The sequence below is a fragment of the Acinetobacter legionensis genome, assembly GCF_048552295.1.
In the GTDB taxonomy this organism is placed as follows: Bacteria; Pseudomonadota; Gammaproteobacteria; order Pseudomonadales; family Moraxellaceae; genus Acinetobacter.
The window spans coordinates 303,584-326,276 of the sequence record NZ_JBIMCW010000002.1; the positions used below are offsets into that span (position 1 = coordinate 303,584).

Sequence of the window (22,693 nt, forward strand, 5' to 3'; positions counted from 1 at the left end):
TCCAACATGAGCAAAAACAAAGTGTTGCTTTGTTTGCAATGCAAGGTTTGCCATCCCACTACGAAAAGTGATTTAAACTATAAATGTAAAGCAAGGCATTATAAATTTGATCTTTAGAGATTTATCTTTCTGCAATAGTAAAAGTTTCATGCTTGATAAAGCTTAAGCACTCCTAGAAATTATTCAAAAACTTAGTTTGACAAGAAGTCTAATAGTTTGAGTATTTAAAATACTTAATCTTTGAGTAAGTCTTGAAACTGGCTATGGAGTTTGAGTAATTTTGGCGGAATGGCAAAATTACAATAACCTTGTGCAGGATTACGGGCAAAGAAGTTTTGATGGTATTCTTCGGCAGGATGGAAGGCGGGTGCTGAACTGAGTTCAGTCACAATATTTAAGCCATCTGCTTTGAGCTGTTCAATAAATTGCTCCGATTCAAGTTTTTGCTGTTCATTAAAGTAATAAATCACCGAACGATATTGTGTTCCAATATCATTACCTTGGCGGTTTAATGTGGTTGGATCATGAATTGCAAAAAAAACCGTGAGTAATTGCTGATAACTGATTTGCTGTTCATCAAATTCAATCAAAATCACTTCAGCATGATTGGTATCCCCATTACAAATTGCTTCATAAGTTGGATTGGGAGTATGCCCGCCAGCATAACCACTGACTACGTGATTGACACCTTTGAGCTGTAAAAATACGGCTTCGGTACACCAAAAGCAGCCACCACCAAATAGAGCCTGTTGCATGTGAAGATCCCTTTATTTTTAAATTATAGAAAAGATGAAACGATACTAAAGATCATATCGTGAACTTGCTTAGTTTGTCATATAACCATTTAAGCATAGGTACAATACCTGTTTGATTCACTAAAGAGATCTGTTTAAATTGTTGCAAAATTTTAAAAGAGCAATCTACTTAAATTGCTGTTAACAACTTAAACTTTTATATTTAAGTCGAATCAAAAGACATTCAATAGAATGCCTTTTACTCATGATAATTTATTCGTCGTCTAATAAATCCATTTGTTTTGCAATTTGATAGAGATTATTTGAACGATTCCCTGTACGACAAAACATAAGTACTGGTTTTGGAAGCTCGTTAAAGCGGTTAGCAAAGCTTCTGACATCAACTTCTGTGATTTGACCAGCAACGACAGGTAGAAATACATAGTCCAAACCTGCTGCACGTGCAGCTTCTTCAATTTGAGCACTTGTGGGCTGTTCAGTTCCGCCTTCCAAATCAGGACGATTATTCATTACAGACTTAAAGCCTTTTTCTGCCACTTGAGCAATATGTTCTGGACCAATTTGACCAGCAAAACCAACATTTTCACTCATTTCGTCACTCCTATATGATTTAAAATCCAATATGCTATATATAATAGCATTAAGCTCAGAACTGAGTTTGAACGATAAAAGATTTATAAAAGAAATATCTATAAAAGATAACGCAATGGAGTGTGTATGTACGCATATACAGTTGAACCACTATATATCCCCATTGGACAAGAAGTCATAGCGGCAGATTTTTATCGACCTAAAAATCTAAAAAAACCTGCTGTTATTATTATGGCTCATGGATTTGCATGTTTAAGACAATTTAAGTTGGTGAGCTATGCGCAAAAAATTGCACAGGCAGGCTACGCGGTTGTGCTGTTTGATTATCGTTTTTGGGGAGGAAGTACAGGCTTTCCTCGTGAACTCATTTCATTGCAAAATCAGTTGGATGATTGGAAAACCGTGGTGAGTTATGTCGCAACACAAAAGAAAATTAATCCAAAAAAAATAGTGCTTTGGGGGACTTCTTTGAGTGGCGGCTATGTACTTAGTCTTGCAAGTGAGCTAAAAAGTGTCCAAGCCATTATGGTGCAAGTGCCTTATGTGGATGGGGCAGAAACTGCAAAATTATTTCCAATTCAACAGTTACCCAAGGCATTAAAAATATCCAGTCAAGATTATATGGGGGCAAAAGTTGGGATACTTCCACGAACTTTACCTGTGGTGCACCCCTTTGATTTATGCTTTATTCCGACTAAAGATAGTTATAACGGCTATATGTCAATTGTAAATCCAGACTACTTTTGGAGTGGTGAAGTTCCAGCACGTGTATTTTTTAATTTAATTCGCTTTAGACCCATTCAGACCGTTAGAAGTATTAATATTCCTGTGCTATTTATTGCGGCTAAAAAAGATAGTTTTATCCCTATTGAATCTAGCCGAGAAACTGCAACAAATATTGCACCTTTTGTGCAATATCATGAATGGGATATGGCGCATTTTGATATTTATCATGGGAAATGGTTGGAAAAATCAATTTTGACCCAATTAGAGTTTTTACATCAACATATTGGAGTGAGCTAGATGATTATTGTATGTCCATCATGTGGCGCAAAAAACCGAGTTCCCGAAGATAAATTAAATGCTCAACCCACTTGTGGTCAATGTCATCAAAATTTGATTGCACTTGCTCCTATTGAGTTAAATGAACAAAATTTCAGTAATTTTGTTAGTCATAGTGATTTGCCAATTATGATTGACTTATGGGCCGAGTGGTGTGGTCCTTGTAAAATGATGGCACCACATTTTGCTGAGGTTGCAAAAAATAACCCTCATGTGGTTTTTGCTAAAATTGATACCGAAGCGAATCCACGCTTAAGTAGTGCATTTAATATTCGCAGCATTCCAACTTTGGTTTTAATGAATAAAACCACGGAAGTTGCTAGAATAAGTGGTGCGTTACGTGCTAACCAATTACAAGAATGGTTAGATCAACAATTGAATGCCCATAAGTAATTTAGGGGCTCGGAGTTATTGTGTCAGATTCTCATGTAAAACCTGAAGGTACACTGTCTTTACAAACCATCGCAATGCCAGCAGATACAAACTGGAGTGGTGACGTTTTTGGTGGTTGGATTGTTTCACAAATGGATTTGGCTGGCGCAATTCATGCAGAACGCTTTAGTAAAGGGCGCTGTGCAACGATTTCGATTAATCAGATGACTTTTCTTGTTCCTGTAAAAGTGGGGGATGTGATCAGCTGTTATACCAAGCTGTTAAAGGTCGGTAATACATCGATTCAAATGCAGATTGAAGTTTGGGATAGTCATGACAGCTCTCGTGCTGCCAAACGAGTGACTGCTGGTGTATTTACCTTTGTCGCTGTAGATGTTGCGGGAAATAAACGTCAAATATCTGAAGATGTAAAACAGAAGTATTTAGCTTCGCAAAGTGCATAAATACTCGATATAAAAAATCCCAACATTGTTTGGGATTTTTTTATGGAATATGTGTTTTGAATGGTTTATGCAAATATCTTATTAGAACATGGTATTACTATTAGCGCTTGATTCGGGAACAGCTTGTTGTACATCCCAGTGTTCAAGAATTTTTCCATTTTCGACTCTAAAGATATCGACAATTGCAACACCACGATCATGTGGATTTTGAGCTGAATGAACGTGTAAAAACACTAAATTTCCTTCAGCTACTGCACGTTTGATTACACTTCTTGCTTCTGGATTGTTTTGGAAATACTGAGTAAAGTGATTTACAAAAGGTGCTTTGCCATCTGGAACACGTGGATTGTGTTGAATATACCGATCATCAATATAACGATCTGCATATGTTTTGACTTGATGCTTTTGAAATACACCCTCATAAAAATCAGTCACAATAGCTTTATTTTGTTGCGCTTGTTGGGTTGTTGAATTTGCTGGTAATGTGTTGTTCATTGTAGTAGTAGCAACGTGACTTGGATTTTGGGCACATGCAGTGAGAAATATAATAGGGCTTAGAGTTAGGCTGAGTACAATAAATTTTCTTGGCGTAGCTGATCGCATGATTATCCTCTATAGTTCAAGTCTCAATAGTTCAAGATGGTGGTGGAAATAACACCATCTTGATAAGGAAGTAAGCATGAATATAGTGAATAATCGTCACTCATTATTTGTACTTACTAAACAGTAAGTTTTATACTTACTAAACAGTAAGTTTTATTTACATTTGCAGATTTTTACTTATTTCTTTTTCAGGCGTTCTTTTGACACCCAAGCCCACACCATTTGGCATTCGACAGGCTCTTTTCCAGACTCATCCATAATGGTGACTGGAACTAGCGTTTCACCTTTTTCAGAGCTTTGCATTTCTAAAATTTGTTCTTTGCTCAATGTCGCTGTTGCTGTCATATCACCTTTAGACGGTCGTTTATATTCAATATGCATGCTTTTGATCAATACAATTGAACTATCAGGAACATTCATACCTGTGACAAAGCCTGTTGCTGTTTCAGCAATCAGCGCCATTGCAACAGCGTGTAATTGTCCAATATGGTTTTGCATAGCACGGTGATTTTTAATTTCAACCACAACTTTTGAATGGCTGACCTCTAGGTATTTAATATTGGCTGTACCCACCATAGGCACAACTCGACCAAACGCCTTACTCCAGAGCGTACTACGAATGCCTTTAGGGAATTTAGAGGTCGCTTTCACAAGTTTAGATAAACGGTTGGTCTGAGTCATGTCTTAACCTATAGTGCTGCTAAAGAGCTTAGTCTTTGAAGTTATTAAATTGTAAAGGTACACCGAATTGTTGTTCTTTTAAAAATGCCATAACTTGCTGTAATGTATCGCGCTTTTTATCAGTTACACGTATCTTGTCACCTTGGATAGAAGATTGCACTTTGACACCACTTTCTTTAATGGCTTTATTAATTTTTTTTGCAGTATCTGAGTCAAGTCCGTCTTTAAGCTTGATCACTTGAACAATGTTTTTACCTGAAGCCGTCATTTTTTGTGGATCAAGGGCTTGAATATCAACTTTACGTTTAAAGAAATGATTTTCGAGCATGCTATAGACTTGTTCGCACTGGAAATCACTTTCAGTTGAAATTTTAATTTCTTTGGCTTTTTCATTAATTTCGATTGAAACGTCCTGACCACGGAAGTCAAAGCGTGTTGCAATTTCTTTTTGGGTGTTTTGAACAGCGTGATTTACTTCAAAAATCTCTAATTCTGAAACAATATCGAAAGATGGCATAGTTTAGACCTTTACAAATGGAAAGAATATCTGAGATGCTAGGGATGTTTTCTTCATTTGCCAAGTGTTGTTTACATCAAAGGAGTGCACAATGATCCGTAAATTAGAAATTACAACATTTGAGTTCCCAGAAAATGCAGTTATCTGGGATGTTCGTGATGCAAAAGCCTTTGCCGAAGGCCATGTAAAAGGGGCTGTAAATCAGCCTATAGATGGTTTAAGTGCTGAGAGCTTGACTCAAGTGAATTCGGATCAGTCCATTTACATTTTATGTGGTGGTGGAAGTAAAGCGCCTCGAGCTGCTGAAAAATTAGAGAGTTTAGATGATTCTCGTGATTACGTTGTACTTATGGGGGGAACACGTGCAGCACGTGATGCAGGTCTCCCATTAGAACAGGGTTCATAAAAAAGCGCCGAAAGGCGCTTTTTTATTACAGATAATCAATAAAAAAGAATCATGATTGAATCGGTTTAAAATAAGGTTTTTTGGCTTTTACTTTCTTTTGAAAGCGGTTTGGACTTAATTTTTGCAATAAATTTTGGGGAATCGGGCAAGCTTGATTAAGGACCAAAGCCACCAAGATTTCACTACACAAGGGCGCAAATAAAAAACCTTTAGAGCCAAGCCCAGAAAATGTATAAATCTCTTTCTCAGCTTCAACTTTTCCCAGTAATGGAAAATAGTCCAGACTTTGGGCTCGTACAGAAGCACGCCCGTGCCATTCATCTACTTTGCAGAGTGATTCTGCGTATTGTGGAAACACACTGTGGATAAGTTCATAGTTATGCACATGGTCTTCAAGCAAAACTTCAGTGTCATCACGATTGGGATAAAAAGAAGCACCTAAAATCAAATGTTGTTCATCAAGCTGCATGCAGTAGCCACCATAACTGTAGGCGTATTGTGGATCTAATCGGTGTTTAACATTGTTGAGCCAACTGACTTGTCCACGGATCGTTTTGAGTATCGGGAACTGCTTAAAAAAAGCATGGCTTTCTTTGGCACAACATACAATCACATGATTAAAATCACCAAGATCTGTGTGCTGGCTATCTTGTAGTGTTAATTGATGATGATTCGATTGAACAATACTATGAATGTGAGCATGTTTAAATTGAATCAGCGGATGTTCAAGAATTTGGTCTTTGAGTTGCTGGGGATAAATTGAACCCGCTTGAGTGAGCTGTAAGCTCTCTAGCGTGGTTTGTAGCTCTAAATCATCTGCTGTTTGAGTTTTGAGTAAATCTTGAGGATATTGCGCTGGTAAATCCAGTAAATGTTCAGCATTTTTTTGTGCTAATTGTTGAACCGCAATAGCACGAAAAGCCTGAAATTTTGGATAGTGCTGTAAGGCATGTTGCCAAGCCAAGGTCATTAAATGTTCCGAACTTTGCTCGATAGGGCATAGTTTCGGATTTAATAAGGCTAGAGGGTTACCAGAAGCACCTGCTAAAGGCGCTGATTGGTCGTAAATCGTAACTTGATGTCCTCTTTGGGCAAATCCCCATGCGCAGCTTAAACCTGCAATTCCAGCACCAATGATGGCGATTTGGCGTTGATTGAAATTATTTTGATTTTTCCCTATTTTTTTTTGAATATTTTGCGCTGCAAGGTCCATTGACTGTGATTGATTTTCTTCGACTGCTTGCTCAGATGGATTCCAAATGGCTTTTAGCATTTCACGTTTATGACCAAAACCACGCGGACGTGAAATAGTGATTCCATGCTGTTTTAGACCCCGTTTAAGCACACCTGCCACGCTAAATGAGGCAAAAGTTGTTCCAAAATCTGACAGTCTGACAATATTGTTTAAAACTTTGTCTTCCCACATATCTGGATTACAAGAGGGTGCAAATCCATCTAAAAACCATGCATTAACTTGTTGGGCTTTTACCATTGCTGGAAATACATCATGTGCATCACCTAACCACAGATCAATTGAAAAACGCGCTTCTGGAAAGCTTAAACGGTGACAACCTGCGATGGGTAATGGATAGTGTTGAATCAACTGATCAGAAAATTGTTGAAGTTCAGTCCAGACCTTCAACGCACGGGTTAAATCCTGTTTAGACAAGGGGAACTTCTCTACACTGATCACATGTAGGTGGCTGTGATTATCTGGACGAACATTGTGCCAAAGTTGCCACAATGCCAAAATATTTAATCCTGTACCAAAGCCAGTTTCACCAACACAGAAATATTCAAAATCATCTAAATCTGCAAGTCGTGTTGAAAGATCATTACCATTCAAAAATACGTGTCGGGTTTCAAGTAACCCGTTGTCTTTAGAAAAATAGACATCACCAAATTGTTTGGAAATTGGAACTTCAATTCCATCAATACATTGCCAGTCTAAATCGGCAGTTTGAATGGCATTTGACAAAGCAGATTACCTTTTGATAATTAAAATGAAAAAACCTGACATTTCGCAGTATCAGGTTATAGCGTGAAACTTTCTAAGTGCAAAGTCAAAGCAGTGGGCTTACCACTGACGACGACGTTTGGTATAGATATAGCTTGCGATTAAAAAGCCAAGTAAAACACCAACAGCAATGGTCGCAGCACCATATAAGAACATTTGCGCACTTTGTTCACTTTGTAGAACTTGAACTTGTACACCCAGATTGTCATTTTTGAGTTGTAATTCTTGGTTCTGTGAAAGGGCTTCTAAATTGGCCTTTTCAAGTTGCTGTAAACGTGTTGCTTGGTCTTTAACCAAAGCTTTAGCTTTGGCATCTTGAGACGCTTTTTCTTTGCTAATTTGTTCAGCCGTTAAAGGTTTGTTTTCTTGTGCTTGAGCCTGCGTTTGGATGCTGGAATTTGCACCTGCTACAGCAGGAATAATACTCGGTTTTGGCGGTGCAACAGGTTGGGCCACCTGAGTAGGCGCTGCCGTCGTTGCTTGAGTCGCTGAAGATTGAGTAGGCTCAGCCGAGACAAGGGGGGATAAAAGTACAAAAGAACTTAAAGTCAGACTAAGTAAGCTTTGGACGACAACGCGCATTATGTTATCCCTTAGGCAATGCTTTATTGAATGGTTTAACATCAATATGACTATAAATTCCTTCTTTTAAGAAAGGTTCGTCTTTTAACCATTCATCCAAAGCTTCACGGCTGTCAAAATCGAGAATTAAAGTACTGCCATAAAAACCTGCTTGTGGATTTTCACGATCAATCGGCATCGCGCCGGCCACGATGACACGGCCTTCAGCATCTAACTTTTCGAGTCGAGCTAAATGTTGTGGGCGTACAGCAAGACGTTTTTCTACTGTACCTGCTTGATCTGTACACGTAATTACAAATAATGGCATGATATTTCTCGATTTTCTAAAACACTTTATTCGTCAGTGGATCTAAGGTGTTTTCGTAATATAACAAATTGGGCTATCATAAAGGAAATCATCAGTATCATGTCACCAAATACTGTAAATTCCCCCCAATATTTTCCATCCATAAAAATAAATGCAAAGAAAATATGTAATAAAGCTGTTGTGATAAATAAGCCTGCCCAAGCAAAATTGAGTTTTAGCCATCCATTTGGTGTTAGATCTAATATTGGATCTAATAAACGTTGAATGAGAGGCTTTTTATCTTTGGCAAAATATGGTGAACCGATCAAAATTGTCGCAAATACAAAATTAATAAGAATTGCTTTTAATTTAATATAAGTTGCATCTCTTAATGCAAGCGTAATGCCTCCCATCACGATTGTTATTAATAAGATAATCCACTGTTGTTTTTCAAGTTTAAATTTTTGATGGATAAACAACCCACCATAAATAATGATCATAGATAGAACTAAACCAGTAGTTGCAACTAATATGTCATTGTTATTTGTTCCACCCGTATAATCTATTAATTGTAATAGCGGGTGATGACTATCTTTAGGATCAACCGTTTTAAGTAAATAGTAAAAAATAATGAGGGGCACAAAGTCTAAAAGTGCTTTCATGTTAAAGTATCTAGTCTGTTCAGGTTGATGGGATAGTATAAAAGATGCAAGGCATAGATTTACATACTCACAGTAATATTTCTGATGGAACTCTGACTCCAGAGTTATTGGTTCAAGCTGCCATCGAGAAAAGCATACATACACTTGCATTGACGGACCACGATAGCATGGATGGCTTAATACAAGCTGAACAATTTGCAAAAAATCAACCAATTCAAATCATTTCAGGTGTGGAAATCTCTAGTCAATGGTCTAGACCTGAGACTAAAAAAAGTTATGGTGTGCATATTGTTGCACTCAATATGCAAAATCCTGAACCATTAAAACAGCTTTTAATGCAACAGAAGAAAATTCGTGCTGAGCGAGCCAAGCAAATCTGTGATTTGTTAATTCCTTTGATTCATCAGGATATTTATGCAGAAGTTGTGGCAAAGGTGGATGGTGAACCTGATCGGATTACTCGGACGCATATTGCCAAAACCCTTGTAGAAAAGGGTTTTGTTCAGCGCGCACAGCAGGCATTTGATAAATACATTAAGGAAGGTAAAAAAGCCTATGTAAAATTTGATGGTTTAGGTTTGGCAGAAACCATTCAGGTGATTCATGAAAGTCAAGGTTTTGCAGTATTGGCACACCCAACACGTTATGATTTATCAGCAACAAATACCCGTTATTTAATTGAAATCTTTGCACAATATGGTGGTGATGCTGTTGAGCTTCCACCAGCAATGGAACCTGCTTCAACACGACAAATGGTTGATCGAATGATTGCTGAACACGGTTTAAAAGTGTCTGTGGGGAGTGATTTCCATGGTGACAATATGCCTTGGATTAAATTAGGCAATATTCCACGTGTCAAAGAAGGGCAAGTTGGGATTTGGGAGAGTTTCAGATAATACACCTTGATGATGTATTCAAATACTTAGATTTTGAATGAGATCTGTTTTTTGAAAGACATCTCATTTGAATGAAACAAAAAATCCCTCTAGAGCAGAGGGATTTGGGGTCGATTATAAAATCAGCTTTCTTTAACAGTATAAGGGTTTTCAAAGCCTAGTTTTTTCAAGATTTCAATTTCGAGTGCTTCCATTTCTTCAGCATCATCATCAGAAGTTTCATGGTCATAACCCATTAAATGTAAGGTGCCATGAACCAGCATATGAGTGAAATGCTCAATAGGTGTCTTTTGTTGTTCAATCGACTCTTGTAAAACCACGGGGATGCAAATGACTAAATCACCGATGGGTAATGCATCAAGCATGGGTAGAACTTCTTCAGGAATCTCACTTGGAAAAGACAATACATTGGTGGGTTTGTCTTTTTCACGATATTCAAAATTTAATTTGTGACTTTCATCTTCATCAACACAAGCAATTCCGATTTCACAATCTTGGTCTACATCAATATGACGTAGTGTTGTTTCAATGACTTTTTTTACATAGACACGTTTGAGCACCAATTCTGGTGCTTCAAACGCTTGTTGTAACGATAAGCTAAGTTTCAAAAACAGTCCTTAAACATTTTCTTGATTTGCAGCAGTATGTTCTTCATGTTGAGCATCTGCGGCAGAATCATTTTCAGAAATTAAGGCTTCTTGACGTGCTTTACGTTCTGCACGAGCTTCAGCACTTAAACGGTATTGTTCACTGTCCCATCCTTCATAAGCCTCTACAATTTTTTGTACCAGCTGGTGACGAACGACATCTCGGGAATGGAAGCGAGTGATGTGAATTTCTTTGATCTTTTCGATGATACGCAATGCGTGAGCAAGACCCGATTGTTGCCCGCGTGGTAAATCGACTTGTGTAATATCCCCAGTGATCACTGCACGAGAACCAAAACCTAAACGGGTCAAAAACATCTTCATCTGTTCAGGGGTGGTGTTTTGTGCTTCATCGAGAATTACAAAGGAGTGATTTAATGTACGACCACGCATATAAGCAAGTGGTGCAACTTCAATCACTTGGCGCTCAATCAGTTTTGCAACTTTTTCGAAGCCCAGCATTTCATACAATGCATCATAAAGCGGGCGTAGATATGGGTCGATCTTTTGGCTTAAATCGCCCGGCAAGAAACCGAGTTTTTCCCCAGCTTCAACAGCAGGGCGAACCAAAAGGATACGTTGAATTTCATTACGTTCAAGCATATCTACCGCAGCAGCGACTGCAAGATAGGTTTTACCTGTACCTGCAGGGCCGATTCCAAAAGAAATATCGCTTTGTAGAATACGTTGTACATAACGTTTTTGATTGGCACCACGAGGGTTAATTCGACCTTTACGCGTTTGCAACCAGACATCATCTAAACCGGTATGCTCATTGTCTGAAAGGTCGTCTTGTAACTCACGGTCAGTTTGGCTGCCTTGAATCATCAAATGAATCGTATCAGCACTGATTTGCTGAGAGAGTTCAGCTTCTGCATGCAAACGCTGCAATAAACCTTCAGCTCTCTCAACGGCTTCTAAATCACCATCGATATAGAAGTTATCGTTGCGATGAGAAATGTTGACATTTAAACGTTGTTCGATTTGTTTCAGATGACCGTTATAAGCACCTAACATGCTTTTTAAACGTTCAACTGAAATACCTGGAAAAGCTACTGTACGTCGAATCGCTGCAGTCAAGAGATATCCTTTTTAAAGTAAAGTCTATACCCTTACATTACGCCACGTCAGGCTCAAGATTCAAGAGTTCTCCATAAACTAAATTTAGGGTCTTAATCTCTGTAACCTCAATCTCTGCAAAGCGTCCGACCCAAGAGGCGTCACCTACAAATGTTACTAAACGTGTATTGTCAGCTGTACCGACCAATAAATTTGGATCTTTATTAGAAACATTTTCAACCAGCACACGTTGAATGGTGCCTAACATCGCATCGGTTTTACGAATACTTGATTGCTTAATCCAGTGTTGAACTTTGGCTAAACGTTCTTTCTTGACTGCATCAGAGGTGTCATCAGGTAATTCAGACGCTGGTGTGCCAGGACGTTTTGAATAAACAAAACTATAAGAATGATCAAAGTCTAAATCTTGGATAAACTGATAGGTTTCTTCAAAATGTGCATCAGTTTCACCGGGGAAGCCGATAATAAAATCTGAAGATAAATGCATATCTGGACGAGCTTTACGCAGTTTGGCAATTTTTTCGATATAGACATCAATGGTGTGGTTACGCTTCATCGCTTGTAACACATCATTTGAGCCACTTTGTACTGGTAAATGCAGATGTGAAACCATTTGTGGTAGGTCACGGTAGCATTGAATCAAATCTTCATTAAATTCCAGCGGATGTGATGTTGTATAACGTAAACGACCGATTCCTGGAATCTCTGCAACCAAACGTAATAAATCTGCAAAGGTACAAATTTCACCTTCAAAAGTTTCACCACGATAGCCGTTTACATTTTGTCCTAAAAGGCTGATTTCGCGAACGCCTTTTTCAGCTAAACCGGCGATTTCTGCCAAGACATCATCCAAAGGACGAGAAACTTCTTCACCACGAGTATAAGGAACCACACAGAAAGAACAGTATTTCGAGCAACCTTCCATGATTGAAACAAACGCTTTGTAACCTTCAACACGAGGTTCAGGTAAAAAGTCGAATTTTTCAATATCAGGGAATGAAATATCTACAAGTTTAATTTTATCTTTCTTCGGCTTTTCAATTTGCTCAACATGCTGATCCAGCATTTGTGGTAAACGGTGCAATGTTTGAGGGCCAAAAACCATATCGACATACGGTGCACGTTTTTGAATGTTGTCGCCTTCTTGAGAAGCAACACATCCACCAACACCGATGACGAGATCAGGATTTTTTTCTTTTAATTTGCGCCAGCGACCCAACTCAGAAAATACTTTTTCTTGGGCTTTTTCTCGAATTGAGCAGGTATTCATTAACAGGATATCTGCGTCACTTGGATCTTTGGTTAAAATATAACCGTGTGAGTCGCCTAAAAGATCTGCCATACGATGACTGTCATACTCATTCATCTGACACCCTTGCGTTTCGATATACAGTTTTTTTACTGCACCGTCGGCTGGGGTGTGCTGTGGCTGGGTTACAGTGTTTTCTGAGGCAGCTTTGGCACCATTGGGAATGAAGGTTTGAACCGTCATGGAGGCGTCTTTCCTATGAATAAAGGGAGTTTTGAATGTGTACTAAGCCTGCTATTTTAACAGACTCATAAAAGGCGCGCCATTTTATAGTATTTAGAGTGAACTCAGGAAAATATTTAGCGTCTATTGCCATTTATTGAATTGTAGGGCATTGAAAATGAAAATTATGAAGAAAAAATAGAGAACAATATTAATGATGAATCATAAGGTTACATAACACAACAGTAGAAATGGATTAGAATAATTAAACTAGGCACAAATAAGTGCATCAGTATGTTAAAGGCACATCATGCAGGTTGAGAGAAAAACGGTGTTAAAGCAGCAACTTAAGCAAAATAAATTAAAACTTTACCTTTTAGGAACAGTTGCATGTACAAGCCTGCAAGTGGCTCATGCTGCTGAAGAGCAGTTTAATGATGCTTTACGTAATGCAAATAATCCAAGCGCTTTAGAACAATACCGTTCTTCAATGCAAAATGATGCTTTGGGCTATTATCCTGAGTATTGGTCACTGAATTCAAATCTCGCTTTTCAACCTTCTGCAAATATCATTAGCTTTGCGCAACGTTATCCTCAATCGGCGATGGCGGAAAAGTTAGCTGCGGATTATGTCGAAGAAAAGGTTAAACAAGCAGATTACGCCAGTGCGCAGCCTGTATTGCAATATGTCTCTAATCCAGATCAAGCAGAACGTTGTGCTGTTGCTCAAGTTCGTGCGAAAACTGGTGACGTTTTGGTCTATGCTGAATTTAAAGATGTTTGGTTGGCAACCAATTCTCAACCTGAATCATGCAATGGTTTAGGCCGCATGATGCTTAGCAGCCCACTCATGACTGCTCAAGATCGTCAACAACGATTATATGCACAACTGAGAGCAGGGCAGTCTGGTCTAGCTATCGCTACCGCACAAACGATTGGGGTTAATTTATCATTAACCCAATTGAACCAAATCCAAGCCAATCCATTAAATTATTTATGGTCTGCACCAAAAAACAATGTAGAAGATTATGCTTATTTGGTTTATGCACTGGGTCGTGCAGCAGATACGGATTTAACCAGCGCTTTGCAGTCAGTACCTAAGTTGGTTCAGGGTGTACCAGCGGATGTACAAAAATATATTTATCGTACTGTCGGTTATATCGGCGGAACGACCGTTATGAAAAATAATTTTAATCGTGAAGTACTGCAAAATTTTGATGCAAGCTATGGTGTGCCATTCAGTGCAGAAGAAGCAGAAGTTTACGCACGACAAGCCATTCGATTTGGGGCTTGGGAAAGTGTAATTCGTGCAATAGACAGTATGAGTGTGACACAAAAGCAAGAAGACCGTTGGCAATATTGGTTGGCACGTGCTTCAGAACAACGCAATGATGCACAATCTAAAAGAACCGCCAAAGATATCTATCAACGATTGGCAATGTCGGGTGATGATTATCATAATTTGCTTGCCAAAGATCATTTGGGGCAAAAATATAATGATAGCCCTGCCAGAGAACAGCCTTCAACTGATGATCAGCAACGCTTAAATAGTGATATTCATTTCCGTCGTGCATTTACTTTGCGAAATATTAATGCGCCTGCAACATATACCAATAGGGAATGGAACTGGGCGGTACGTCAGGCATACTTAAAACATGATGATGGGCTGCTGCTTGCTGCCGCAAAACGTGCAACTGATATGGGTTGGTATGATCGTGCAATTTACGCAGCAGAACGTACTGAGAAAAAACATAACTATGTTTATCGTTATGCCACACCTCATCAGTCGTTGGTGGTAAGTCATAGCCGTAATGCGGGTATTGATCCAGCTTGGGCCTATGGTTTAATGCGCCAAGAAAGTCGTTTTGTGACTGCTGCTCGCTCACATGTTGGTGCAGGTGGTTTGATGCAAATCATGCCAGGCACTGCAAAGTTGGTGGCAAAACAAATGGGTGAAACTTATAATCCTGCTGCACTCAGTGATGCCAATACCAATATTCGCTATGGTACTTTCTATCTGTCCATGATTCATGGTCAATTAAGCAGTAACCCTGTCTTGGCAACAGCAGGATATAATGCTGGGCCAAATCGTGCGAAACGTTGGCAGCCAGATTATCAAAATCTTTCAGCTGATCAATATACGGAATCTATTCCTCTGAATGAAACACGTGACTATGTAAAAAATGTGATGACCAATGCAGCACATTATGGAATATTGTTGGGACAAGGGCCTCAAGCGATTGAAAGTCGTATGCCTGTTATTCCAACCCGTGTTTCACAATAAAACTATTTAGACTTGGATGAAACTTTGTTGGTAAATCAATGATTTTCAAAATTTTGCGTAAATTGAAAGAATTTTGCTTAGCATGGACCTTATGCTTTGTGGGATTTTTTGGGCTCAATATGCAGTTACATGCTGCACCGCAATTACAAGGCTATGTCATGCAAGTCCAGATGACACCTGCTGTATGTGCATTAGATTCCTCTAAACAAAAACAACGCAAATGTCTCGAAGGTTATTCATTAACAATCACAGGTTTATTGCCTGAAACGACAGAGCGGAATTGCACCACCAATACATCTGCAAGTTTAACGCCTCTACAAGCCAAGGTCGTTGCACGGGTAATGCCTGAGGAAAATGCGCGTATTCAATTGTGGCGTAGTGTGGGTGGCTGTGTTCCAATGAACGCGAGTCAATATTTTAGAACAGTGATTAATTTAGCAGATCGTTTGAAGATTCCTAGAGATTTAACCAGCTCTGAAAATAAGAATGTACAACATAATGCGTTAAAAACTCAATTCGTTAGATTAAACCCGGGAATGAATAACGATAGTATCCGTTTTACTTGTCAAAGTTCATCATCAAACCCTGTATTAACCGAGGTTCAAGTGTGTTATCGGGTCAATGGTCAGTATAAACAATGTTCAAATCACATTGTTTCAAACTGCCCAAATACATTCTCAATCAAAGGGACTTATTAATTCTTCTGAGGTATTTTATTTATATTTCCTATCATACTTTTGTTGAAAAGCATTCTCTTTTACATGCAACTGTTAAAGGATTGGAGTACAATCTTTGCCGTTTATGATAATTCGATTAAAACGGATTTAACCGTTTAATCACATTAACGATCCTCATTGGAGATAATTACATGAAGCAACCTGTTCGCGTTGCCGTTACTGGCGCAGCTGGTCAAATCGGTTACAGCTTATTATTCCGTATCGCTAGCGGTGAAATGCTTGGTAAAGACCAACCCGTTATTTTGCAATTGTTAGAAGTTCCATTTGAGAAAGCTCAAGCTGCGCTTAAAGGCGTAATGATGGAATTAGATGACTGTGCTTTCCCATTATTGGCTGGCATGATCGGTACTGATGATCCAAAAGTTGCATTTAAAGATGCTGACTACGCGTTATTGGTTGGTTCACGTCCACGCGGTCCTGGTATGGAGCGTGCTGACTTGTTAAAAGTGAATGGTGAAATCTTCATTGGTCAAGGTCAAGCACTTAACGAAGTTGCGAGCCGTGATGTTAAAGTACTTGTTGTAGGTAACCCTGCAAATACAAATGCTTATATCGCAATGAAATCTGCTCCTGATCTTCCAGCGAAGAACTTCACAGCAATGTTACGTCTTGACCATAACCGTGCGTTGACTCAAATTGCTCAAAAAGCAGGTGTTGCTGTAGCGGATATCAAAAATCTTACAGTTTGGGGTAACCACTCTCCAACAATGTATGCGGACTACCGTTTTGCAACTGCAAATGGCGTAAGCTTAAAAGACAAAATCAACGATGCTGATTGGAACGCAAATGTATTCCTTCCAACTGTTGGTAAACGTGGTGCTGCAATCATTGAAGCGCGTGGTCTTTCTTCAGCTGCTTCAGCTGCAAATGCTGCGATCGACCATATGCGTGATTGGGCGCTTGGCACCAATGGCGAGTGGGTAACAATGGGTATTCCTTCTGATGGATCTTATGGAATTCCTGAAGGTGTGATGTACGGTGTTCCTGTGATTTGTGAAAATGGCGAATACACACGTGTTGAAGGCTTAGAAATTGATGCATTCAGCCGTGAACGTATGGACAAAACACTTCAAGAGCTTGAAGAAGAGCGCGCAGCTATTGCTGATATGCTTAAATAATTAAAACTTAATCTTTTAAAGATTAAATTTGAAAAAGCACTCTATTTAGGGTGCTTTTTTTAGATTCAAGTCAAACATTCTGAGAATCGATAATTTAACTTAAGCCAACTTTTGTTTGTTTTTTAATCACAAATTGAAACAAGAAAAATAAAATCTAGACTATCTTTTAAAATTATTTTCTTATAAGTTAATTGAATAAAACATGACAAATAAATTTATATAAGGAGGCAATATGATCAGGACGAACACACCATCCTTAGAATTACTATTTTCTCAACTTGGTTTGGCAAATAGTCCAGCAGCAATTGAGCTATATGTACGCACTCATCAATTGCCAGCAAATCTTTCATTACATGAAGCGCCATTTTGGAATAGATCTCAGCGTGACTTGTTAATTAGTCATTTGGTACAAGATGATGATTGGGCGATTTGGATTGATGAGTTAAACCAACAATTGCATCTAGATGCGTATAAGTTAACAGCTTAATGATTTAGTTTTCCCCAGAGCAACAAAAAGATGGCCAAATGGCCATCTTTTCTATTTCGCATCGATCAAATTAGTATTGATCAAAATCAATAAAAAATAGTGTCATTTTGAATGGGCATAATACTGCTGATCAATGCAATTTAGACTGAATCATTTGACTAAACCATGTCTCATTGCGAACAGGTCGAAATGCAGTATGTTGTTGCAGTAATGTTAAATCAAAATCAGTAGTCTTGATATATTTACTCAGCCAGTGACGAGTCAATGCAAATTCATTTTTACTCACAGATGCATAAGCCAACATAAAGTAAATATCAGCATGATGATGTTGCGCCAGTGGTTTTAATATCTGCTGAGTAATCAATGCATAACGTGATTCTTTAGTCAATTCAAAGTAAATCATATAGGCTTTGGCCAAATGCAAAGAAAGCTGAATGTACACTGACATTGGCATTTCTTCATATTCAAATCGTGCAGTTTCAAGCAACACAATTGCTTCTTGCAAAAAATGGATTTGTTCCTGCTTTGAATGACTTTTAGTGACCAGCTGTAAGCGTAAGTCCCCACGTTCAAGTGCAAGTTCAGGTGTATTGCCTGACAAATACAATTGATCTGTTTCCCCAATACGCGAGATGATTTGTTTTGTATTATCAAACATGTGCTGAATCCTCTGAATTTATGAAGAGTATTATGAGGCCTATTTCAATAATTTAAAGCTTGGCGCATAGAGATACAGCATTGCAAATTTGAAAACTGAGTATATTACAACACTGTATTGTCACTTCTTAGCCATGCGGTAATTGATAATCGCTGATGTTTGGCTTCTAGCACTTCATGTAATAAATCACTTTGGAACATAGCAATACGATTAGGCTGGGGTTCTATAATATGCCACACATTATTTTTATCCTGTAAGTGTAACTTTCCACCCCAGTCATCCTGCCATTCTTGGTGTAAATAATACACCGTAGAAATCATACGGCCATTTTTACCTTGTGGATTATCACGATGAAGTGCATAGAATTCCCCAGCGTTATAGCAGGCAAAATGTGCTTCTACATCCTGAATACCTAAATAAAATGAGTAGTTTAAAATTTGCGAGAGTTGTTTAAGTGCATCAATATGTTGTTGTGCGATCGTAAGCTCTTCATTGATCCACAAGATATGGTCGCTGCGAATATTGCTGATCACACCATTTTGGATTGCTGCTTCACGAAAGCGATTTAAATTTGAAGTACATTCTGCAACCAGTTCAAGTCCGTATTCAGCGGAGTAAGCATTATCAATGATGGTAAATCCATGTTGATCTAAATCATCAAGAATTTGATCAACATTCCATGACTTTGGGAGTAGCAGGGCTTCCATAAATTACCAAAAAATAGTGCAATAAAGATATGTTGTTATATTAGAACAAACGATGGACAGTGAAGAAATATTTTTTCGTGTTAAAATGATTATTGAACTCAGGAATTAATCGAAACATGAATTACCGTCACCATTTCCATGCAGGCAACTTTGCCGATGTCATGAAACATGTGTTATTGCTGCAACTTTTGACACGTCTAAATACTAAAGACAAACCATATCGCTATATAGATACACATGGTGGTGCAGGTAAATATGATTTATCTACTTCTGAAGCACAAAAATCAGGAGAATTCTTAACCGGTATTCATCGTCTGGTTAAGCTTGATGAGTCGATTAAACGTAATGCGCCTGAAGGTGTAAAACAATATCTTAAAATTGTTGAAGATATGCGTGCAGGTTCAGGTAAAGGTGCTTATCCAGGTTCACCTTGGTTTGCGCTTGAAGGCATGCGTGATATTGATAAAGCGACTATTTTTGAAATGCAGCGTGATGTGTTTCAACAATTGTATTTTAATATTCGTGATAAACGCGCGGGTTTACATGAGCGTGATGCTTATGAAGGCCTTTTGGGGGTTATTCCACCCAAAGAAAAACGTGGTTTGGTGATGATCGATCCACCTTATGAATTAGAACGTAAGGACTTTCCGCAACTGGTCGAGTTGATTGCCACTGCACATAAAAAATGGCCAACAGGTGTATTTGCAATTTGGTATCCAATTAAAGACCGTGCCATGATTGATCGTTTTGAAAAGAAAATGATGAAAACAGGGATTCGCCGTCAGTTGGTCTGTGAAGTTTGTGTTTGGCCAGATGACACACCAGTTGGGTTGAATGGTTGTGGTTTGTTGGTGATTAACCCACCTTGGAAATTCTCTAACGATGCTGATGAGGCATTGCAATGGTTGTTCCCACATTTACGTATGAGTGAAAATGGTGGACATGCTGCTGTTCGCTGGTTAGTGGGTGAATGATCCATTCGATTGGATATCAACAGAAACATGAACGATGGTGTGAATTACAAATTAAGACGAAATAAATTGAGTAATTCACATCAATTTCACTTAAAAATGAATGTGATAAAATATTTAAGTGAGATATCAACAGCTCTATCAGAGCCATAGATAGGATTCAAAAAATGACAAATATAAATAAACCAGAAAGCCCAAACTCTTCTAATCAAGACCATGGATTTGATGGCATTACTTTTGAAGTGGAAGAAGAAGAGCATACCCATGAAGGGCAGAAGGTCAAACGTCGCGGAATCTATTTGTGGCCAAACCTGATTACAACTTCTGCGTTGTTATCTGGCTTTTATTCGATTATTGCTAGTATGAATGGTGACTTCACTCAAGCTGTTTATGCAATATTCCTTGCAGCACTATTTGATGGTTTGGATGGTCGTGTTGCTCGTGCAATTGGTGCACAAAGTGCTTTTGGTGAACAATTCGATTCACTTTCAGATTTGTTGGCATTTGGTGTTGCCCCTGCGATTTTAATGTATAGCTGGAGTTTGCATGATCTAGGGCGGATTGGCTTGGCTGCTTGTTTTGTTTATACCGCATGTGCTGCATTTCGTTTAGCACGCTTTAATGTACAAATTGGTGTGGTCGATAAGCGTTATTTCATTGGTGTCGCAAGCCCATTAGCAGCGATTATTATTATTGCATGGGTATGGGTTGGACAAGATTTTACCTATATTTATGATTTAAAAGATGTTGCGATTCAAGCGACCAATGCATTTGTTATCATTGCAGTAGGTTTGTTGATGATTTCAAATATCAAATATTATTCTTTTAAAACTGTAGACCGCAAACGTGTTCCATTCTTTGTATTGCCTATAGCAGTTTTTATCCTTGCAGCAATCACTTATAATATTCCTGTAGGGATTTTAGTCATTTCGATTATCTATGCGATTTCTGGTTTTGTGACAACATTCTTAGCGAGAAAGAATACTGTTGAATAAAGTGTAAAAAGATAAAAGGGTAAGGGGGCTTGATATGCGGTTGTTTCAAGATTTCTTAGATCAGTCTAAACAGCTGAATCAAGCTCAAACGCCTATAGAACTTTGCTGTCATCCCCCTCAAGACAGATATAAAATTATTCATCAAAAATTAGTGCTTGCCGATCTACCTGCACCATTGCATTACCTCAATTTTTTTAGTTTGATTGGACAGCCCAATAGTCCTGTTTTTTGCAATAACAATGAAATCTCGACAACTGCTTTAGATACAGCAACCCTGCTGGTCAGCTCTAGCCCTCATATGGTGGGGCAGCTAAGCTCATACTCAATTCAGCATGAATGCCAATTTCACACCGATGAAAATTGCAATGTAACCTATGCGTTTGGTCAAAAAGAAAAAGTGTTTGGAAAAGTTCCTCATTTTACTTTTCAAAGACTAGATGACGAATTGAGTGTGAATTTAAGTATTACGACATTGCCTTTAATTTCTCATTTTATTCATTTGAAATTTGGATTTGCGCAGCACTGGTCTTTGGTTGCGCACTGTAAAGGGACAATTCAATACAAAGATCAAAATTATGAAATTGAACAAAATGCTGTTTTTGAATATATGAAAACAGTAAATTTCCCTTATCTACCTTATGCACTATATACATATCAATTGATTCAAGTGAATGATGAATTACAGATTATTTTTATGCATAGTCGTGATCAGATGAATAATATTTTACATTCACGTATCTATATTCGAGATATTCAAAACAATGAAACAAAAATGCTTGATCGACAGGTCTGTTTCAATATTCACCGTGTGTTCCCTAAAGTCACAACAGTAAATCATCAGGAGATGTATTTACCACGCGAGTTCGAATGGCAATATCAAGATGAAAATACCAAAATTGATATTCAAGCACAAAGTCGTGGGGATTATAAATTTGGTTTAGCCGCGGGTTATGTTGGAAGTTTTTTTTATCAACTACATCTCAATGACGAATATTATCAAGGTGAGAGTGGTTACTGTGAATATATAGATTGTCGTCCTTTAAAATGGCAGGAAATAGACAAAGACAATAAGTTATCAAACAAATCGAGCAATCAAGTGCTGATAATGCTTAAAAAATAGCTCAAAAAACAAAAAAAAGATCAATTTAGAATAATAAATAAGCAAGTGATAGAAAAAATGAAAAATAATTAAAAAAAGGGGTTGTGTTGAGTTGTTAATGCTGTAGAATGCACATCCATCGGCGGTGATGTTAAATAAAACTTCTGATAAATCAGGCACTTGATTAAGTTGTTAAGATTTCGAATTGAGATTTTAAGATGAGATTGGAGTTGGGTTTGTTAGAAAAAATAATTAACATTATAGATTGACTTTTTAGAGATAGAGAGTAGTATAGCCGACCTAGCTTGATGCTGACGAAGCATTGAGAAGATCATTAAGAGAATATGAAGAACAACTTGTGTGGATTTTTACTGATTGATTGATCGAAATATTATCATTGATTGATTGGTTTAAATTACTCGAAGTTTATTTGAGAGAATTTGTCAGTACATTGATGAGCCAGAATTGTGACCTTAAGTCACTAATGATTTTTAACTGAAGAGTTTGATCATGGCTCAGATTGAACGCTGGCGGCAGGCTTAACA

26 protein-coding genes are annotated in these 22,693 nt (G+C 38.1%); 12 read left to right on the plus strand and 14 right to left on the minus strand.

Annotated elements, in window-relative coordinates:
• Window positions 1-233: 233 nt before the first annotated feature.
• Entirely contained in the window at window positions 234-755 is a 522-nt protein-coding gene (gene msrA / locus ACG916_RS03000) for a peptide-methionine (S)-S-oxide reductase MsrA (protein ID WP_419327067.1), read from the minus strand.
• A 252-nt stretch (window positions 756-1,007) separates the two neighbouring features.
• The gene (locus ACG916_RS03005; protein ID WP_151956787.1) at window positions 1,008-1,346 is read right to left on the minus strand and encodes a protein tyrosine phosphatase family protein; all 339 of its coding nucleotides are present in this window, start codon (window positions 1,344-1,346) and stop codon (window positions 1,008-1,010) included.
• A 126-nt stretch (window positions 1,347-1,472) separates the two neighbouring features.
• Between ACG916_RS03005 and ACG916_RS03010 the strand changes: the two genes are divergently transcribed.
• The 3 genes from ACG916_RS03010 (at window position 1,473) to ACG916_RS03020 (ending at window position 3,244) form a co-directional block, all read left to right on the plus strand.
• A complete protein-coding gene (locus ACG916_RS03010; protein ID WP_336952157.1) occupies window positions 1,473-2,369 on the plus strand; it encodes an alpha/beta hydrolase in 897 nt (298 codons plus the stop codon).
• Window positions 2,370-2,801, plus strand: a complete 432-nt coding sequence (trxC, locus tag ACG916_RS03015; RefSeq protein WP_056516933.1) for a thioredoxin TrxC — start codon at window positions 2,370-2,372, stop codon at window positions 2,799-2,801.
• 74 nt (window positions 2,802-2,875) lie between these two features.
• Window positions 2,876-3,244: an acyl-CoA thioesterase gene (locus ACG916_RS03020; RefSeq protein WP_419327076.1), complete on the plus strand. Its 369-nt coding sequence runs from the start codon at window positions 2,876-2,878 to the stop codon at window positions 3,242-3,244.
• A gap of 81 nt (window positions 3,245-3,325) precedes the next feature.
• On the opposite strand, the gene ACG916_RS03025 is transcribed toward ACG916_RS03020, so the two are convergent.
• The 3 genes from ACG916_RS03025 to ACG916_RS03035 all read right to left on the minus strand — a co-directional run bounded on the left by ACG916_RS03025 (window position 3,326) and on the right by ACG916_RS03035 (window position 5,045).
• Entirely contained in the window at window positions 3,326-3,847 is a 522-nt protein-coding gene (locus ACG916_RS03025) for a nuclear transport factor 2 family protein (RefSeq protein ID WP_336952155.1), read from the minus strand.
• A 177-nt stretch (window positions 3,848-4,024) separates the two neighbouring features.
• Entirely contained in the window at window positions 4,025-4,528 is a 504-nt protein-coding gene (locus ACG916_RS03030; RefSeq protein ID WP_004717985.1) for a DUF4442 domain-containing protein, read from the minus strand.
• A gap of 28 nt (window positions 4,529-4,556) precedes the next feature.
• Window positions 4,557-5,045, minus strand: coding sequence for a YajQ family cyclic di-GMP-binding protein (locus ACG916_RS03035; protein WP_336952154.1), 489 nt, complete (start codon window positions 5,043-5,045; stop codon window positions 4,557-4,559).
• Window positions 5,046-5,136: 91 nt separating this feature from the next.
• On the opposite strand from ACG916_RS03035, the gene ACG916_RS03040 reads away from it, so the two are divergent.
• Entirely contained in the window at window positions 5,137-5,451 is a 315-nt protein-coding gene (locus tag ACG916_RS03040) for a rhodanese-like domain-containing protein (protein WP_004717980.1), read from the plus strand.
• Window positions 5,452-5,500: 49 nt separating this feature from the next.
• Here ACG916_RS03040 and mnmC read toward each other — a convergent pair whose 3' ends face one another.
• The 4 genes from mnmC to ACG916_RS03060 form a co-directional block, all read right to left on the minus strand.
• Complete coding sequence (gene mnmC, locus ACG916_RS03045; protein ID WP_419330503.1) at window positions 5,501-7,429, minus strand: bifunctional tRNA (5-methylaminomethyl-2-thiouridine)(34)-methyltransferase MnmC2/FAD-dependent 5-carboxymethylaminomethyl-2-thiouridine(34) oxidoreductase MnmC1; 1,929 nt, start codon at window positions 7,427-7,429, stop codon at window positions 5,501-5,503.
• 99 nt (window positions 7,430-7,528) lie between these two features.
• A complete protein-coding gene (locus tag ACG916_RS03050) occupies window positions 7,529-8,050 on the minus strand; it encodes an SH3 domain-containing protein (protein WP_336952150.1) in 522 nt (173 codons plus the stop codon).
• Window positions 8,051-8,054: 4 nt separating this feature from the next.
• On the minus strand, window positions 8,055-8,357 hold the full coding sequence (locus ACG916_RS03055) for a YciI family protein (RefSeq protein WP_004717974.1): 303 nt from the start codon (window positions 8,355-8,357) through the stop codon (window positions 8,055-8,057).
• A gap of 26 nt (window positions 8,358-8,383) precedes the next feature.
• Complete coding sequence (locus ACG916_RS03060; RefSeq protein WP_056516945.1) at window positions 8,384-8,998, minus strand: septation protein IspZ; 615 nt, start codon at window positions 8,996-8,998, stop codon at window positions 8,384-8,386.
• A gap of 44 nt (window positions 8,999-9,042) precedes the next feature.
• On the opposite strand from ACG916_RS03060, the gene ACG916_RS03065 reads away from it, so the two are divergent.
• Window positions 9,043-9,894, plus strand: a complete 852-nt coding sequence (locus ACG916_RS03065; protein ID WP_419327069.1) for a PHP domain-containing protein — start codon at window positions 9,043-9,045, stop codon at window positions 9,892-9,894.
• Between the two features lie 122 nt (window positions 9,895-10,016).
• On the opposite strand, the gene ybeY is transcribed toward ACG916_RS03065, so the two are convergent.
• Genes ybeY through miaB form a run of 3 tightly spaced genes read right to left on the minus strand, consistent with a single transcriptional unit; the run spans window position 10,017 to window position 13,113 of the window.
• Window positions 10,017-10,502, minus strand: a complete 486-nt coding sequence (gene ybeY, locus ACG916_RS03070; protein ID WP_004818840.1) for an rRNA maturation RNase YbeY — start codon at window positions 10,500-10,502, stop codon at window positions 10,017-10,019.
• A gap of 9 nt (window positions 10,503-10,511) precedes the next feature.
• Entirely contained in the window at window positions 10,512-11,621 is a 1,110-nt protein-coding gene (locus ACG916_RS03075; protein ID WP_004717967.1) for a PhoH family protein, read from the minus strand.
• Window positions 11,622-11,658: 37 nt separating this feature from the next.
• Window positions 11,659-13,113: a tRNA (N6-isopentenyl adenosine(37)-C2)-methylthiotransferase MiaB gene (miaB, locus tag ACG916_RS03080; protein ID WP_004717965.1), complete on the minus strand. Its 1,455-nt coding sequence runs from the start codon at window positions 13,111-13,113 to the stop codon at window positions 11,659-11,661.
• Between the two features lie 289 nt (window positions 13,114-13,402).
• On the opposite strand from miaB, the gene ACG916_RS03085 reads away from it, so the two are divergent.
• The 4 genes from ACG916_RS03085 to ACG916_RS03100 all read left to right on the plus strand — a co-directional run bounded on the left by ACG916_RS03085 (window position 13,403) and on the right by ACG916_RS03100 (window position 17,718).
• Entirely contained in the window at window positions 13,403-15,376 is a 1,974-nt protein-coding gene (locus tag ACG916_RS03085) for a lytic transglycosylase domain-containing protein (RefSeq protein ID WP_151801732.1), read from the plus strand.
• 38 nt (window positions 15,377-15,414) lie between these two features.
• On the plus strand, window positions 15,415-16,074 hold the full coding sequence (locus ACG916_RS03090; RefSeq protein WP_419327070.1) for a ribonuclease T2 family protein: 660 nt from the start codon (window positions 15,415-15,417) through the stop codon (window positions 16,072-16,074).
• A 170-nt stretch (window positions 16,075-16,244) separates the two neighbouring features.
• A complete protein-coding gene (locus ACG916_RS03095; RefSeq protein ID WP_004717959.1) occupies window positions 16,245-17,231 on the plus strand; it encodes a malate dehydrogenase in 987 nt (328 codons plus the stop codon).
• A 232-nt stretch (window positions 17,232-17,463) separates the two neighbouring features.
• Complete coding sequence (locus tag ACG916_RS03100) at window positions 17,464-17,718, plus strand: DUF2789 family protein (protein ID WP_336952148.1); 255 nt, start codon at window positions 17,464-17,466, stop codon at window positions 17,716-17,718.
• Window positions 17,719-17,848: 130 nt separating this feature from the next.
• Here ACG916_RS03100 and ACG916_RS03105 read toward each other — a convergent pair whose 3' ends face one another.
• On the minus strand, window positions 17,849-18,376 hold the full coding sequence (locus ACG916_RS03105; RefSeq protein WP_336952147.1) for a hypothetical protein: 528 nt from the start codon (window positions 18,374-18,376) through the stop codon (window positions 17,849-17,851).
• Window positions 18,377-18,480: 104 nt separating this feature from the next.
• Window positions 18,481-19,083 carry a 2OG-Fe(II) oxygenase gene (locus ACG916_RS03110; RefSeq protein ID WP_336952146.1) on the minus strand — a complete coding sequence of 201 codons (603 nt, stop codon included), beginning with the start codon at window positions 19,081-19,083 and terminating at the stop codon, window positions 18,481-18,483.
• A gap of 116 nt (window positions 19,084-19,199) precedes the next feature.
• Between ACG916_RS03110 and ACG916_RS03115 the strand changes: the two genes are divergently transcribed.
• From ACG916_RS03115 to ACG916_RS03125, 3 genes are all read left to right on the plus strand, one after another.
• Window positions 19,200-20,057 carry a 23S rRNA (adenine(2030)-N(6))-methyltransferase RlmJ gene (locus ACG916_RS03115; protein ID WP_004717951.1) on the plus strand — a complete coding sequence of 286 codons (858 nt, stop codon included), beginning with the start codon at window positions 19,200-19,202 and terminating at the stop codon, window positions 20,055-20,057.
• A gap of 164 nt (window positions 20,058-20,221) precedes the next feature.
• Window positions 20,222-21,049 (plus strand): CDP-diacylglycerol--serine O-phosphatidyltransferase, encoded by an 828-nt coding sequence (gene pssA, locus ACG916_RS03120; protein WP_419330505.1) that lies wholly within the window; start codon window positions 20,222-20,224, stop codon window positions 21,047-21,049.
• Window positions 21,050-21,083: 34 nt separating this feature from the next.
• The gene (locus ACG916_RS03125) at window positions 21,084-22,169 is read left to right on the plus strand and encodes a DUF6670 family protein (protein WP_419327071.1); all 1,086 of its coding nucleotides are present in this window, start codon (window positions 21,084-21,086) and stop codon (window positions 22,167-22,169) included.
• The last annotated feature ends 524 nt before the right edge of the window (window positions 22,170-22,693 follow it).

Bases quoted from the DNA above. Each gene is read 5' to 3' on its own strand.
- pssA (WP_419330505.1), top strand. From the start codon at position 20,222: ATGACAAATATAAATAAACCAGAAAGCCCAAACTCTTCTAATCAAGAC.
- ACG916_RS03010 (WP_336952157.1), top strand. From the start codon at position 1,473: ATGTACGCATATACAGTTGAACCACTATATATCCCCATTGGACAAGAA.
- ACG916_RS03085 (WP_151801732.1), top strand. From the start codon at position 13,403: ATGCAGGTTGAGAGAAAAACGGTGTTAAAGCAGCAACTTAAGCAAAAT.
- ACG916_RS03035 (WP_336952154.1), bottom strand. From the start codon at position 5,045: ATGCCATCTTTCGATATTGTTTCAGAATTAGAGATTTTTGAAGTAAAT.
- ACG916_RS03020 (WP_419327076.1), top strand. From the start codon at position 2,876: ATGCCAGCAGATACAAACTGGAGTGGTGACGTTTTTGGTGGTTGGATT.
- ACG916_RS03030 (WP_004717985.1), bottom strand. From the start codon at position 4,528: ATGACTCAGACCAACCGTTTATCTAAACTTGTGAAAGCGACCTCTAAA.
- ACG916_RS03105 (WP_336952147.1), bottom strand. From the start codon at position 18,376: ATGTTTGATAATACAAAACAAATCATCTCGCGTATTGGGGAAACAGAT.
- ACG916_RS03005 (WP_151956787.1), bottom strand. From the start codon at position 1,346: ATGAGTGAAAATGTTGGTTTTGCTGGTCAAATTGGTCCAGAACATATT.
- ACG916_RS03025 (WP_336952155.1), bottom strand. From the start codon at position 3,847: ATGCGATCAGCTACGCCAAGAAAATTTATTGTACTCAGCCTAACTCTA.
- msrA (WP_419327067.1), bottom strand. From the start codon at position 755: ATGCAACAGGCTCTATTTGGTGGTGGCTGCTTTTGGTGTACCGAAGCC.
- miaB (WP_004717965.1), bottom strand. From the start codon at position 13,113: ATGACGGTTCAAACCTTCATTCCCAATGGTGCCAAAGCTGCCTCAGAA.
- ACG916_RS03095 (WP_004717959.1), top strand. From the start codon at position 16,245: ATGAAGCAACCTGTTCGCGTTGCCGTTACTGGCGCAGCTGGTCAAATC.
- ACG916_RS03055 (WP_004717974.1), bottom strand. From the start codon at position 8,357: ATGCCATTATTTGTAATTACGTGTACAGATCAAGCAGGTACAGTAGAA.
- ACG916_RS03110 (WP_336952146.1), bottom strand. From the start codon at position 19,083: ATGGAAGCCCTGCTACTCCCAAAGTCATGGAATGTTGATCAAATTCTT.
- ACG916_RS03060 (WP_056516945.1), bottom strand. From the start codon at position 8,998: ATGAAAGCACTTTTAGACTTTGTGCCCCTCATTATTTTTTACTATTTA.
- ACG916_RS03065 (WP_419327069.1), top strand. From the start codon at position 9,043: ATGCAAGGCATAGATTTACATACTCACAGTAATATTTCTGATGGAACT.
- ACG916_RS03040 (WP_004717980.1), top strand. From the start codon at position 5,137: ATGATCCGTAAATTAGAAATTACAACATTTGAGTTCCCAGAAAATGCA.
- ACG916_RS03125 (WP_419327071.1), top strand. From the start codon at position 21,084: ATGCGGTTGTTTCAAGATTTCTTAGATCAGTCTAAACAGCTGAATCAA.
- ACG916_RS03050 (WP_336952150.1), bottom strand. From the start codon at position 8,050: ATGCGCGTTGTCGTCCAAAGCTTACTTAGTCTGACTTTAAGTTCTTTT.
- ACG916_RS03100 (WP_336952148.1), top strand. From the start codon at position 17,464: ATGATCAGGACGAACACACCATCCTTAGAATTACTATTTTCTCAACTT.
- ACG916_RS03090 (WP_419327070.1), top strand. From the start codon at position 15,415: ATGATTTTCAAAATTTTGCGTAAATTGAAAGAATTTTGCTTAGCATGG.
- trxC (WP_056516933.1), top strand. From the start codon at position 2,370: ATGATTATTGTATGTCCATCATGTGGCGCAAAAAACCGAGTTCCCGAA.
- ACG916_RS03115 (WP_004717951.1), top strand. From the start codon at position 19,200: ATGAATTACCGTCACCATTTCCATGCAGGCAACTTTGCCGATGTCATG.